Genomic DNA, 15,110 nt, shown 5'->3' on the forward strand with positions numbered 1-15,110 from the left:
AGAGCCTTTGTGTGAAGGCAATGAGATTAACTAAGGAATTTTGAGGTTAACAGATTGATTCAAAAGCGTGTAACTACCTTGCTATCCAATATCTCAGATGGGCGAGTCAGCTGGATCGCTTGGGCCAGCCACGCCTGCACCTTCAATCCCGTGATCATCTAGGAATTGTTGAACCAATCCTTGCGCTTTGACGCGTTCTACAAATTCACGTAAAAAAGCCGCTGCTTCAGGTCCCCGAGATTTATGGATTCCCATAGCCTGACGAATAACCATAAAGCGTCCTGGCAACATACGTAAGAAAGGGCGCTCTCGCAAATCGAATTCAAGCTGCTGACGAACCCCAGCTGCCACTTGCGCTTCAGTGTCTAAAAACGTCTGAACAACCATTTGTGAAGAAGGGGTGCGCTCGAGTGTGGCGTGTTTAATGTTGCGCGTCAGATAGAGGTCGTAGGCACTGCCTTGACCAACCACAATGCGATGATTTGTTGCATCGACCTGATCATTGTCTTGGATGTCAGATTCTTGACGTACGACATAGGCACCTTCGATGAGCACATAGGGATGTGTAAACGAGATTTGATCGGCGCGTTTAGGATCAATGGCAAAAAAACCAATATCAGCACGCTGCTCTTCGACGGCTTGAACTGATAAGGCTGCTTTGTCAAAAACTACAAGTTCTAGGTCCACGCCCAGTGCTTTGGCGAGTTGCTCTGCAATATTGACGGACACACCGCCAGCTTGACCTTGGCCGAGCGCTTTGGCGAGAACGGCGTTACCTGTATTGATGGAAGCGCGCAATACGCCGGTGGGCGCAAATGCTTTCACAATGTTTTGATCCATAAGAGCCTCTAATAGTTTGATGAGTGCTTAAACATTCATTTGCGCATGTTACGCCCGTGTCGTGCTTGTCTGCCGATATTCGGCATTTGCATTTGGCGAGCTTATTTGTCGCGTTTGATTTCATCTTGACCGTAAAAACGCACACCGATGTGGATACGGTCGCGACCACGCTCACGGCGATGTTTGTTGGTATCGCGTAATGAGTAAACACAGCCGCAATATTCTTGCTGGTAGAACGCTTCACGCTTACTGATTTCAATCATGCGCTGAGAGCCACCATGTTTGCGCCAGTTGTAAGTCCAGTAGATTAGATCGTCGTAGCGAGCCGCCGCGCGCTCACCACAGCCATTGATTTGATCCATGTCTTTCCAGCGTGAGATTCCTAAAGAGCTGGTGATGGTGTCATAGCCATGCTCATGGGCATAGAGTGCTGTACGCTCAAATCGCATGTCAAAACAGGCCGTGCAGCGTTCACCTCGCTCAGGTGTGTGTTCGAGTCCTTTGACACGCTCAAACCAGTTGTCCATGTCGTAGTCGGCATCAATAAAACCAATGCCATGTTTTTCTGCAAAACGGATATTTTCTTGTTTACGAATTTCGTACTCTTGAACTGGATGGATATTCGGGTTGTAAAAGAAAATATCAAACTCAATTCCATTGTCGATCATGGCTTCCATGACTTCCGCAGAGCAGGGCGCACAACAGGAGTGCATTAAGACTTTTTTTCGATCTGCAGGTAGACTGAAACTGGGTCGTAAAGGATCGTTCATAGTTTGTACTGATAAAGATTTGCGAGACATAATTCGTGATTCAATATAATAAAGAAATGCAAGCTGTCAAAAGACAAATTAAGACAAACCTTTTTAGGTCGTCATAGTGACATGACAGCATAAGCGATCAGATTGATGTTGTGGGTCGATGGCCTTTGCTTTGACCCTATTCTAAGGGAGGAAAGTATGCAGAGACGAACTTTTTTGACCGGTGCAGCTTCTGTGGCTGCACTAGGTCTTGGTGCAAGCTCTCAGGTCAAAGCGCAAAACAGGGTCAATGTGGCCATTGCGGGTGCAGGGGCAGCGGGTTTGTCGATTGCGGCTCGCCTACGTGATCAATTACCAAATGCAACGATCACGATTTTCGATGCGCGCATGAACCACTATTTTCAGCCGGGCTGGACACTCGTAGGCGCGGGGTGGTGGCAACCGAGTCAAACCGTCGAACCGACCAAGTCTTATATCCCGAGTGGGGTGAAATGGGTCGAGGAGTTCATCGCAGAGTTTGACCCCGATGCAAATAAGGTGACAACAACCAGCGGGAAGGTTTATGACTATGACTGGTTGTTTGTGACAACCGGTCTGGCTCTGGATTACACGGCCATTGAAGGGATGAGTGCCGATTTAATTGGTCAAAACGGGATTGGCAGTATCTACAACGGACCTGAAGCGGCGGCTGCGACCGCACGGGTTATTGATCAATACATTGCCAAAGGGGGAGTTGGTCTGCTAGGTCGACCACAGACCGAAATGAAGTGTGCAGGTGCACCCCTTAAGATGACGTTTGTGACAGACTACAAAGCGCGTGAAGCGGGTCGTCGTAAGAACTGCGACATTATTTATAACGCACACAATGATGCGGTCTTTGCCATTGTGCCCGTGAATGCTCGTGTGAAAGAAATGTTTGCCGAGCGAGATATTCAGGTGCGCTATCACCATATTCTGAAGGCTATTGATGCCACAGCTCGACAAGCCACGTTCCAGACACCAGAAGGTGATGTGGTGACGGACTATGACATGATTCATGTGGTGCCTCCGATGCGTGCACCACAGGCTGTGCGTGATAGCTCACTGGCCTGGCAAACCGGTCCAAATGCGGCCGATGGTTGGATTGAAGTTGAAAAACACACGCTGCGCAGCCCGCGTTATCCGAATGTGTTTGCAGTAGGCGATGTGGCAGGTGTGCCTCGCGGTAAAACTGCCGCCAGCGTGAAGTGGCAAGTACCTGTTGCAGTGGATCACATGGTGGCAGCGGTTGCTGGTAAAACCTCACCTCGCTCGTACAACGGTTATACATCCTGCCCAATGGTCACAGGGAAAGGGACGGCAATGTTGATTGAGTTTGATTATGAAGGTAGATTAGTGCAGTCCTTCCCATTTATTGATCCTCTTAAAGAGTTGTGGATCTCGTGGTTTATTGAAGACAAAGCACTGATTGGTGCCTATCGCGCGATGCTGCGCGGCTACGCCTAACGGGAGGCAATGATGGAAGATATTACATTCATGACGATGGTCATGACTGCTTGGGAAATGCTTGGTTGGCTGCTAGTGTTTGCAGCTATTTTAGGTTTCATTGGTTTGCTGCTACTTTGGCGTGGTCTGAAAAACGCGCGACGTAAACACTTGGGTGCGTTCAGACTACTTCGTAACGGCATTCTTGTAATGTTGATTACGGCCGCCATCATCACGCCTTTCGTACCAATGTGGACAATGGCGCCATTTGCTGGATTGCATAGTATTGTGGATGTGTTGTCAGCCTACATGATGGCGTTGTTCCCTGGTTCATTATTGGGGGTATTGTGGTTGTACTTCGGATCCCTGCGTCAGGGACCGAGAACGGTCGCAGCTTGAGCTTTCGTTTGGAGCTATGCGTAAAGACGAGAATCCTTATGCGGAAATGGCAGATAGGGATGGTTCAACAATCATCCTTCTGCTGGTTGTGTTCGTCCTCGGATGGATGGGCGCGATAGGCTATCTGAGCGCGTGGTCGATTGGATTAGTCGACCAGAAGTATTTGTTTTTATCACCCTTTCAGGCATCGTTACTGATTACCAGTGCGATGCTTTTTTTAATGGGTTGTTGTAAGCCACGGCTCAGGATTGTTTTGGCGATTGTGGCTGTTTTGCTTGCAGCAAGTACTTGGTTCTTTGAGTATTTTGTATCAGATTGGGCCGGTCAGCGTTTTGGTTTTGCACAGTTGGGGCAGTTGTTTGTCTTACTAGGTGCTTTTGTCATTGTGAGACCCGGGTCAACGATTCATTTAAAGAGTGTTTTTCAGAGTAGCCGTCAAGTCGTTTTAGTGGCACTTTTAGGGACGTTTTTGAGTACGTCAGCGGCTTATCTGTTGCTTATGCGAGATGTCGACTATGCACAAGATATTGCTCACAATCGACTGGCTCGTTTGCAAGAGCAATCGACTCAGGGTGTCCTCACTGCCTTTGAAGATTTGGAGCGAATGGCCAACGGTTGGCGTCGGATGGATGGTCGTGTTCCCTTTGTATTTTCTCAGGTCGATATGGGACTTTTATTGCAGCGACGTGATGACCTGCAACGATTGACTTTTTTAAATCCTGATTTGTCTTTTTATCAAGACGCCTTGTCTTCTGGTAGTCCAATTGGTGTTTTGGAAAATGCACTACAAAACGCTCAGTTTCGAGCATTTTTAGAACATACGATGGAAACAAATGATGTGCACTTATTTCCAGTTGCTGAGATTCAGCACCAGTCGACACAGGCATTGATTATTTTACCGTTTGCAGCGGGTGAATATAACGGCCATTTTTTAGTGGCCACCGCAAGCTTATTAGATTTGTTAGGGCGACATTTAGAAAATACCAATCAGACCGCCTGTTGTTTGGTTGTTCGTCATGGCGATCAGGTTTTATTTGCACATGAGCAGCCTAAAGACGCCAATGTGCTGGCTCATTTACAGAGCTCAACAGATTTGCATCATGACATGACGCTCGATTTTGATTTGCGTTTTTTGAATCCATTGGAGACATTTGAGCGTATATTTTTACCCGAAGGTGCGTTGTTATTTGGCTTGTTATTTACGTTTTTGGCTAATCGCAGTCAAAGACTTGCTGGGCATGCGCGTACTCATGCTGAACGTTTGCTGTATAGGGCCTATCACGATGAAACGACGGACTTGGGTAACCGTAGAGCGTTGTTTGAAAACTTAGAAGCCATTTGTGCTTCGGGTGCGCTGAATCATCGGCATGTTGTCGTCATTATGGTGCGAATGGTCGATTTGCAACTGATTCGAGATTCCCAAGGTTATGAAGCGGTTGATTACTTTTTAAGAAGCATTGCACGACGACTCGAAGAGACTGTCGGCGATCAAATCAAACTTGCGAATATGGTTGGAATTGGTTTTGTGGCTGTGACTGAGGAGAGCGCGGATGAACAAACAACACATGTGCAAACACAACTATTAATTGATCAGCTTTTGAAAACGGTGACGACACCGGTTGAATACCAGCACCAGTCATTCCAGTTACGTGCTTACGCAGGGGTGAGTTTTCAGAAAGAAGGCGATGTCGATTGCACTGCGTTGGTGCATCAGGCGGACTTGGCCTCTCGGGCAGCACAAGAACAGATGGATCCGCCTTGGGCATATTACAGTGAGGTGTTAGACGAAAGGGCGAACCGTTATCAGCAGATTTATGCAGCTCTAGTGCGAAACCTTGAGCAAAAGGCTTTTTGGTTGGCTTATCAACCGATCCTAGATCCAAATACGGGACATGTGTACGCACTGGAAGCTTTACTACGGATGCCTGGTGGTTTAACACCGGAGCAGTTTATTCCGGTTGCCGAAGAATCCAGAAAGATCATTGAGCTAACAGATCGAGTTCTGGAACAAGCTTGTCAAGATGCGGCGTTTTTAGCCAATCATGGAATGTCACAGATTGCGATTGCCGTCAATATTTCACCGGTTTACTTTCATTTAAGTGATTTCTTAATTCGTATCCGAGACGTGATTGGACGTCATGGTTTAGCGCCACATCGACTGAAGCTGGAAATCACAGAAAGTATGTTGCTCGATAACCTCGAAGTTGCGACGCGTCGACTAGAGGCTTTAAATGGAATGGGTGTATCTGTTGCGTTAGACGATTTTGGCACGGGTTACTCTAGCCTGTCCTATCTAAGTCAGTTGCCATTGTCTTCGCTGAAAGTTGATCGCAGCTTTATGAAAAATGTTCCAGAAGATTTTGGGAATACGGGTGTGTTATTGGCGATTTTATCGATTGCACATCATTTGGGAATTTATGTCGTGGTTGAGGGTGTGGAAACGGCTGAGCAATTTAATTTCTTGCGTCAGGAGCGGTGCGATGCGGTGCAAGGGTTCTTGTTTGAAAAACCCATCGCGCTGGATGAAATTTACGCTCGGTTACAGAAAAATGGTGGTCGCTATCCCATCACGAACATTTAATTAATCTTAAAAGGAATTTGGCATGCAAAATACCATGATGGTCGGTTGGGGCCACACCAAGTTTGGAAAACACGATAACGTGGACGTTCAGACGCTCATGGCTCAAGCTGCTCAGGAAGCACTCGACAATGCGGGGCTGTCCGCTGCTGATATCGATGGCGTGTTTGTCGGAAACTTTAATGGTGGCTTGTTGCCGCAAGATTTCAGTGCTTCTTTAGCAGGGCTGGCGATTCCAGAGTTGCGTCATACGCCTGCAACCCGACTTGAAAACGCCTGTGCGACTGGGTCTGCAGCGATCTGGGCAGCTCGAGATGCCGTGGCTTCAGGGCGATTCGAGCGTGCTTTGGTGATCGGTTTTGAGAAGATGTCAGAATTACCGACGCAACAAGTGGGTGACATTCTCCTGAAGTGTGCTTATGTTCAGGAAGAAGCGGGAGTTGCAGGCGGATTTGCCGGAATTTTTGGACAGATTGCACAAACTTACTTTGAACAGTATGGCGATCAAACCGATGCATTGGCTGCGATTGCGGCTAAAAATCATCGCAATGGTCTAGACAATCCGTATGCCCATTTGCGACGTGATTTAAGCTTTGAGTTTTGTCGTGACGTGTCCGATAAAAACCCAGTAGTTGCCGGACCTTTAAAACGTTCTGACTGTTCACCTATCTCCGATGGTGCTGCGGCAGTTGTGATTGCCCGAGAGACTACATCAGATGCGAAAGTTCGTCCTGTCAGTTGGTTGGCTAGTGTCCAGGTGAATGACTGGTTACCACTGAGTCGTCGTGATTCGGCTTGGTTTGAAGGTGCTGCTCGCGCTTGGCGCCAAGGGTTACAGGAGGCTGGTTTAACGCTCGATGACCTTGATTTTGTAGAGACACATGATTGCTTTACGATTGCCGAGTTGATGCATTATGAAGCCATGGGTTTGACACCACGAGGGCAGGGTGCACGCGCCATTCTAGATGGTGTTGTGTGTGCTGATGGTCGTTTACCCGTTAATCGTTCGGGTGGTCTGAAGTCAAAAGGTCACCCAATTGGTGCCACTGGAGTGTCGATGCATGTGATGGTAGCGATGCAGTTGAGTGGTACCGCGGGTGACATGCAGCTATCCCAAGCACGTCGGGGAGCTGTCTTTAATATGGGTGGCACATCAGTTGCAAATTATTTAAGTTTGTTGCAAGCCCATTAAATTCGGTAGATCGTCACTACTTGAGTTGATTAACGAACGACTATTTCTCAGTGACGATTGTCTGTTTGGTTGCAGTCGATTGAGTCCGTGCTGTCAAACCCGTTAAAATCTCGTATTCATACCCATCATTTTCCATTTTTTTAAGTGAGTTCCTGTGTCACAGCTCCCTGAATCTAGTGCTTCTGATTTGTCTCAATCTGAGATGCTTCCTTCTGAAAAAGACGTTTTGATTTTGCTAGGCAGCGCTGTGCTGTCGCGCTTTAGGACTGATCAGTTGATCGCACGCCTTGCAGCACTGGATATCAAAGTTCAGGATATAGAGGCGACTTACGAACACATCGTGTGGTTGAATGAGCCTTTGGATATGCAGGTCGATGTTCGTTTAAAAGCATTTCTGACATATGGCCCGAAAACAGCTGAATCCACGCAAGAAGGTGTTGTGTTGCGCGTATTTCCGAGATTGGGCACGATTTCTCCGTGGTCGAGTAAAGCGACAGATATGGCGCATCGTTGTGGATTTGCGCAAGTACGTCGAATTGAGCGTGGCATTCGTTACAACCTGATTCCCAAGCGCGGCTTACTTAAAACATCCTCATGGTCACAGGAGCAGCTTGTTCAAATCGCCAAGATCTTGCACGATCAAATGACGGAAATGGTTGTGGATGGATCGTTTGATGTGCGTGCTTTGTTCGCGACGCAAACAGCCAAGCCCTTGTGTCAGGTGCCTGTGCTGTCACAAGGTCGAGAGGCCTTGGACGCTGTGAATCAGGAATGGGGTATGGCGTTGTCGGATGACGAGATTGAATACTTGCATGAAGCATTTGTTCGGTTAGAGCGTGATCCAACGGACGTAGAGTTGCTCATGTTTGCGCAGGCCAATAGTGAACATTGCCGACACAAGATTTTTAATGCGCAGTGGATTGTTGATGGCCAACCGCAGGAAGATACCCTCTTTGGCATGATTCGTCAGACGCATCAGAAGTCACCGCAAGGCACGATTGTGGCTTATAGCGATAACTCAGCCGTGATGCAGGGTGGTCAATCGACCTACTGGGCGCCACAAGCGACACCGATGGCAGGCCCTTCAGCTTATGCACGTCATGAGGCACTGTTGCACACCATCATGAAAGTGGAAACGCACAACCACCCCACAGCTATTGCGCCATTTGCTGGGGCAGCGACTGGGTCCGGTGGTGAAATTCGAGACGAGGGTGCGACAGGTCGAGGCTCTCGTCCTAAGGCCGGTCTTGCAGGGTTTACTGTTTCTCATTTGCGCTTTGACGATGCGCCTATGCCTTGGGAGGCCGATCATCATGATTTACCAGCGCGCATTGCCACACCTTTGTCCATCATGATTGAAGGCCCGTTGGGTGCCGCAGCGTATAACAATGAATTTGGACGTCCCAATTTGCTGGGCTACTTTCGTACGTTTGAGCAAAGTGGTGCGGGCATGCGTTGGGGTTATCACAAACCCATCATGATTGCGGGTGGTTTGGGCAGTATTGTGGATGGGCAAGTCCGTAAGCTTGACCTACCTGTGGGTGCTTTACTGATTCAGATCGGTGGCCCTGGCATGCGCATTGGTATGAGTGGGGCCGCTGCGTCCAGCATGGGCGTGGGTGGTAACCAAGAATCATTGGACTTCGATTCGGTTCAGCGTGCCAATCCTGAAATTCAACGACGTGCACAAGAAGTGATTGACCGTTGCTGGCAGTTGGGTGCAGATAATCCGATTCTTGCGATTCATGACGTTGGTGCCGGTGGATTATCGAATGCTTTCCCGGAACTGGTGAATGATGCTAAACGCGGTGCACGTTTTGACTTGCGTCAGGTTCAATTGGAAGAGTCAGGGATGTCGCCCGCTGAGATTTGGTCCAATGAAAGTCAGGAGCGGTATGTGCTTGCGATTCATCCGGATCAACTGGAACGCTTCAGTGCGATTGCAGCGCGTGAACGTTGTCCGTTTGCTGTGATTGGTGTCACAAGTGAAGCTCGGGAACTGATTGTGGTTGAAAACGACGATGAAACGGCCGTGAAACCTGTCGATGTGCCCATGGATGTCATTTTGGGTAAAGCACCCCGCATGTTACGTGACGTGCAACGTGAAGCGATGGTGAGCGAGGCAATTGATCTGGTGCCTTTGACCTTGGATGAATCGGTTGAACGTGTGTTGCGCCATCCAGCGGTTGCCAGTAAATCGTTTTTGATTACGATTGGTGATCGTGCTGTGAGTGGGCTGACGAGTCGCGATCAGTTGGTGGGGCCATGGCAAGTGCCTGTGGCAGATTGTGCGGTGACGTTGACTGATTATGACAGCATGAGCGGACAAGCCATGTCCATGGGTGAAAGAACACCACTGGCGATGTTTAATGGTCCAGCCTCCGCACGGATGGCGATTACAGAATCCCTGACAAACCTTGCTGCCAGCGACTTTAAAGCGTTTGACCACATCAAGCTGTCTGCAAACTGGATGGCTGCATGCGGCAGCTTTGGTCAGGATGCTGTGTTGTTTGATACGGTTCGTGCAGCGAGCGACTTCTGCCAAGCCTTGGATATTTCAATTCCTGTGGGCAAGGACTCACTGTCGATGCGCACACAATGGCCAACTGATGATGCGATTGAACCAGTGCGCGAAGTGATTTCGCCGGTGTCGCTGATTGTGTCAGCATTTACCCAGGTGGATGATGTCCGTAAAACATTGACACCTGAATTAAAAACGGATCAAGGTCCAACCGCTTTAATTTTGATTGACCTGGGTAAAGGTCAGCAACGAATGGGTGGTTCGATCTTGGCGCAAACCAGCATGCAGCTTGGTGAAGAAGTGCCTGATATGCAAGATGCTGATTTGTTGCGCACGTACATGCAAACATTGCGCGAGCTTGCGGATGCTGGCCATGTGTTGGCTTATCACGACCGATCAGATGGTGGTTTGTTTGTCACAATCACGGAAATGGCGTTTGCGGGCCATTGTGGCGTGTCTATGAATGTGGATTTGTTGACAATCGATCCGTATGCGGCTGACTGGGGTGACTATAAGATTCGCACGGAACAAGTGGCTGTTCAGCGTGATGAACTGACACTGAAAGCGCTTTTCTGCGAAGAAGCTGGTGGTGTTATTCAGGTGCCATTGGCACAGCGTGATGTCGTGTTGCGAGCTTTGCGTGAAGCAGGTCTATCGCCGTACTCACATGTTGTAGGTGCCGTGAACGAGACTGATACGATTGAAATCTTCCGAGATGCCAAGAAAATCTGGTCACGCCCACGTGCAGAGCTTGGCAAGATTTGGTCAGAGGTGAGCTGGCGTATTGCTAGCCGCCGTGACAATCCTGAGAGTGCACAAGCGGAGTTCGACCTTTGGGATGATGTGGAAGATCCAGGTCTGTCTGCTTCAGGTGTTACGTATGATCCGCAATCGCCGATTGATAGTGCACCATTTGTGAACACAGGGGCACGTCCTCGTGTTGCGATTTTGCGCGAACAAGGCTGCAATAGTCATGCGGAAATGGCTTGGGCGTTTGATCGAGCCGGATTTGAGTCGCATGATGTCCACATGACAGACTTACTTGAAAACCGCACGACACTTGAACCATTTGCTGGCTTGGTGGCTGTGGGTGGCTTTAGTTTTGGGGATGTCTTGGGTGCGGGTGAGGGCTGGGCACGCTCTATTCTGTTTAATGATCAGTTGCGCGGCTTATTTGGTGATTTCTTCGCGCGCCAAGATAGTTTTGCTCTGGGTGTGTGTAATGGCTGCCAGATGTTGACAGCGTTGTCTTCTATGATCCCAGGTGCTGAATATTGGCCACGCTTTACTCGTAACGTTTCAGAAAAGTATGAAGCTCGTTTGGCCATGGTGGAAATCGATGCGTCGCCTTCGATTTTTACGCAAGGTATGCAAGGTGCAATTTTGCCAGTAGCGGTTGCGCATGGTGAAGGGTTTGCAGACTTTTCACAACAAGGGGATCAGGACAAAGTGTTGGGTGTCATGCGCTACGTTGATACCCGTGGTCAGGTTACGCAAGCCTATCCGATGAATCCAAACGGCAGTCCACATGGCCTTACAGGTGTGACGACAGCTGATGGTCGGTTTACGGCGTTAATGCCCCATCCTGAACGCACAACCCGCAATGTCATGATGTCTTGGGCACCGACCCGTTGGGGTGAGCAGGATTCAGGTGGTGAATTGACCCCCTGGATGCAATTCTTCCTGAACGCACGTCGCGCCATCGGTTAAGTCTGAAGCCATACGCTAGGCCTTGTGGTCTGGCGTATGCGACCCTTGATCTTTAAGGACAGGGGTTAATCAGTGCAAGGCAGGGCGCAGGTGTCGTATAATCGTATTTTGCGCCAGGAGCCTGATCATGCGTCTGATTCAAACAGCGTTGACGTTTGACGATGTGTTGCTCGTACCTGCCTACTCGCAGGTTCTGCCACGTGACACCAATCTGACAACGCAGCTTACTAAAAACATCAAATTAAACATCCCCCTCGTTTCGGCCGCGATGGATACCGTCACGGAAGCGAGTCTGGCCATTGCCATGGCTCAAGAAGGTGGGATCGGCATCATCCATAAAAACTTGACTGCGGACGAACAGGCACGAGAAGTCTCTCGTGTGAAACGTCATGAGTTCGGTATTGTGATCGACCCGATTACAGTGACCCCAACAATGCGTGTGCGTGATGCGATTACATTGCAGCGCCAGCACGGTATTTCAGGTTTGCCCGTTGTTGAGAATGGCAAGCTCGTCGGAATTGTGACTAACCGTGACTTACGGTTTGAAGATCGACTCGATGAGCCTTTGCGCGGCATCATGACACCTCAAGAACGTCTGGTGACGATGCATGAAGGTGCCACACTGGATGAAGCACAGACTCTGATGCATCGTCATCGTCTTGAGCGCGTCTTGATTGTCAATGATGCGTTTGAATTGCGCGGTCTGGCCACGGTCAAAGACATTGTTAAAAATACAGAACATCCACTCGCCTCAAAAGACGCATACGGACAGCTTCGCGTCGGTGCAGCCGTTGGCGTGGGTGCCGGTACGGAAGAGCGGGTTGAAAAACTTGTCAATGCTGGAGTTGACCTGATTGTGGTGGATACAGCGCACGGTCATTCAGCCGGTGTAATCGAGCGCATTCGTTGGATTAAAGACAACTACAGCAAAGTGGATGTCATTGGTGGCAATATCGCAACCGCTCAAGCCGCACGTGATTTGGCGGATGTAGGTGCCGATGGCGTCAAAGTCGGGATTGGACCGGGTTCAATTTGTACGACTCGCATCGTCGCTGGCGTGGGTGTTCCTCAGATTACAGCGATTTCCGATGTCACTAAAGCGTTGGAAGGAACCGGTGTTCCTTTGATTGCTGATGGTGGTGTGCGCTATTCAGGTGACGTGGCCAAAGCCATCGCTGCCGGTGCCTCAACTGTCATGATGGGTGGTATGTTCGCAGGTACAGAAGAAGCGCCTGGTGAGGTTGTGCTGTATCAAGGTCGCTCTTATAAGAGCTATCGCGGGATGGGTAGTTTGGGTGCGATGGCTGATGGTTCAGCAGACCGTTATTTCCAGGATCCGTCCAACAATAGCGATAAATACGTGCCTGAAGGGATTGAAGGCCGAGTGCCTTACAAAGGCAGTGTGCTCAACATCATTTACCAGCTGGTGGGTGGGTTGCGCGCCTCTATGGGCTACTGCGGTTGTGCCAATATTGAGCAAATGCGTAACGAAGCGACATTTGTTCAGATTACGGGTGCAGGCATGCGTGAATCGCATGTGCACGATGTCCAGATCACCAAAGAAGCTCCTAACTATCGTCTTGATTAAAACGCACCATACAGGTTTAAAGCAGCATGCATGAACGAATTCTGATTCTGGACTACGGTTCACAATTTACTCAATTGATCGCGCGTCGGGTTCGTGAATCCGGCGTGTATTGTGAGCAATATCCAGGCGATGTCGATAGCCAGTTTCTGGAAGCTCAAAAAGCCAAAGGGATTCGCGGCATTATTTTGTCGGGGAGCCATTTATCGACAGGCGATCCAGATGCACTTGAAGTGCCATCGGCTGTCTTTGAGCTGGGTGTGCCCGTTTTAGGGATTTGCTACGGCATGCAGGCAATGGCCAAGCATTTCGGTGGTGAAGTGCGACAGGCCGATCACCGAGAGTATGGCGCTGCGCAAGTTCGTGCACGTGGACACACGCGTTTGTTGGATGGGATTGAAGATGCGCGAAACGCCCAAGGTCATGGCTTACTCGATGTTTGGATGAGCCATGGCGATCAGGTTGTGCAGTTGCCAGAGGGCTTTGTGTGCATGGCCTCGACGGACTCTTGTCCGTTGGCCGGTATGGCAGATGAGGCACGTTCTTTTTATGGTGTGCAGTTTCATCCCGAAGTCACCCACACAAAACAAGGCGCAGAAATTCTGACACGTTTTGTGCGTACGATCTGTGGTTGCCATGGTGACTGGAATATGCCGGATTATGTGCAAGAAGCTGTTGTACGAATTCGTGAGCAGGTCGGTGACGAACACGTCATTCTGGGACTGTCGGGTGGTGTGGACTCATCTGTTGCAGCAGCACTCATTCATCGTGCAATTGGTGATCAGCTCACTTGTGTGTTTGTGGATCATGGCTTATTGCGTTTAAACGAAGGTGAGCAAGTCATGCGCACCTTGGGTGAACACATGGGCGTGCGTGTGATTCATGTGAATGCCACAGAACAGTTCATGACGGCACTTGAGGGTGTCTCCGATCCTGAGGCTAAACGTAAGATTATTGGTCGTGAGTTTGTTGAGGTTTTTCAGCAGCAAGCAGGCGAGATTAAAGACGCACGTTGGTTGGCGCAAGGCACGATCTATCCGGATGTGATCGAGTCTGCAGGCACTAAAGGTGGTAAAGCAGTTGCGATTAAGTCACACCACAATGTGGGTGGTTTGCCCGAAACCCTGAATCTTAAACTGCTTGAACCACTGCGTGAGTTGTTTAAAGATGAGGTTCGTAAACTTGGTATCGCGTTGGGTCTGCCTCCTGAAATGGTCTACCGTCATCCTTTCCCAGGACCTGGTTTAGGTGTACGGATCTTGGGTGCGGTTAATCAGTCTTTTGCGGATTTATTGCGTCAAGCTGATGCGATTTTTATTGAAGAGCTGCGTCGTACCGTGGATCCTGAAACAGGGCAGAATTGGTATGACTTAACGTCTCAAGCCTTTGCAGTGTTTTTACCTGTGAAATCTGTCGGTGTAATGGGTGATGGGCGTACCTATGAATATGTGGTGGCTTTGAGAGCGGTTCAAACCACAGACTTTATGACAGCTGGCTGGGCACCACTACCACATGCGTTGCTGGCGAAGGTCTCAACACGAATCATCAACGAAGTTCGTGGGATTAACCGTGTTGTATACGACGTTTCAAGCAAACCGCCTGCCACGATTGAGTGGGAATGATTACACGTCTGGCATGATCAGGCATCTAAAAGCATTAAGCGACTCTAAGCCCGTGATTCCACGGGCTTTTTTTTGGTTTTGTTTGGCACCGTCTGGCAATAGATGGAAGCGGTAAGCACTGTTTGAGCATGGTATTAAACCAGGTGCTATCGACTGATGATGCCATGATGGAAGCCAGTATCATGCAGCTCTTTTTATGTTCAAATAGTATTGAATTTTACTAAGATATTGTTTTATATAGAAAAATACTATAAGTTTGACGTTTTTAAGCATGGTATCGAAAACGAAGAGGGACAAGATACATTGACCGATACCAGGCTACGTAATCTCAAGCTCAGGAACAAGCTCTACAAGATGAATGAGCGGGATGGAATGTATATGGCCGTCACGCCTGCTGGTGCTGTTTCGTTCCGTTACAACTACTTCATCAACGGTCGACGG

10 protein-coding genes are annotated in these 15,110 nt (G+C 49.1%); 8 read left to right on the forward strand and 2 right to left on the reverse strand.

Going from position 1 to position 15,110, the window contains the following annotated elements; translation table 11 throughout:
- Positions 1-93: 93 nt before the first annotated feature.
- Positions 94-840 carry a transporter substrate-binding domain-containing protein gene (locus ACOI06_RS06110; protein WP_420661641.1) on the reverse strand — a complete coding sequence of 249 codons (747 nt, stop codon included), beginning with the start codon at positions 838-840 and terminating at the stop codon, positions 94-96.
- A gap of 101 nt (positions 841-941) precedes the next feature.
- Positions 942-1,610, reverse strand: a complete 669-nt coding sequence (locus ACOI06_RS06115) for an epoxyqueuosine reductase QueH (protein WP_420661642.1) — start codon at positions 1,608-1,610, stop codon at positions 942-944.
- A 186-nt stretch (positions 1,611-1,796) separates the two neighbouring features.
- Here ACOI06_RS06115 and ACOI06_RS06120 point away from each other — a divergent pair, with 186 nt between their 5' ends.
- The 8 genes from ACOI06_RS06120 to ACOI06_RS06155 form a co-directional block, all read left to right on the forward strand.
- Positions 1,797-3,083, forward strand: coding sequence for an NAD(P)/FAD-dependent oxidoreductase (locus tag ACOI06_RS06120; RefSeq protein WP_420661643.1), 1,287 nt, complete (start codon positions 1,797-1,799; stop codon positions 3,081-3,083).
- A gap of 12 nt (positions 3,084-3,095) precedes the next feature.
- Positions 3,096-3,461, forward strand: a complete 366-nt coding sequence (locus ACOI06_RS06125; RefSeq protein ID WP_420661644.1) for a hypothetical protein — start codon at positions 3,096-3,098, stop codon at positions 3,459-3,461.
- 16 nt (positions 3,462-3,477) lie between these two features.
- The gene (locus ACOI06_RS06130) at positions 3,478-6,042 is read left to right on the forward strand and encodes a putative bifunctional diguanylate cyclase/phosphodiesterase (RefSeq protein WP_420661645.1); all 2,565 of its coding nucleotides are present in this window, start codon (positions 3,478-3,480) and stop codon (positions 6,040-6,042) included.
- A 22-nt stretch (positions 6,043-6,064) separates the two neighbouring features.
- A complete protein-coding gene (locus tag ACOI06_RS06135; RefSeq protein WP_420661646.1) occupies positions 6,065-7,231 on the forward strand; it encodes an acetyl-CoA acetyltransferase in 1,167 nt (388 codons plus the stop codon).
- 202 nt (positions 7,232-7,433) lie between these two features.
- Positions 7,434-11,462 (forward strand): phosphoribosylformylglycinamidine synthase, encoded by a 4,029-nt coding sequence (purL, locus tag ACOI06_RS06140; protein ID WP_420661661.1) that lies wholly within the window; start codon positions 7,434-7,436, stop codon positions 11,460-11,462.
- Positions 11,463-11,589: 127 nt separating this feature from the next.
- Complete coding sequence (gene guaB, locus ACOI06_RS06145; protein ID WP_420661647.1) at positions 11,590-13,050, forward strand: IMP dehydrogenase; 1,461 nt, start codon at positions 11,590-11,592, stop codon at positions 13,048-13,050.
- Positions 13,051-13,076: 26 nt separating this feature from the next.
- Complete coding sequence (guaA, locus tag ACOI06_RS06150) at positions 13,077-14,669, forward strand: glutamine-hydrolyzing GMP synthase (RefSeq protein ID WP_420661648.1); 1,593 nt, start codon at positions 13,077-13,079, stop codon at positions 14,667-14,669.
- Between the two features lie 303 nt (positions 14,670-14,972).
- The coding region (locus ACOI06_RS06155; protein WP_420661663.1) for an Arm DNA-binding domain-containing protein at positions 14,973-15,110 on the forward strand (138 nt) is incomplete at its 3' end.

It is taken from the genome of Orrella sp. 11846, from assembly GCF_048820935.1.
GTDB lineage: Bacteria > Pseudomonadota > Gammaproteobacteria > Burkholderiales > Burkholderiaceae_B > Algicoccus.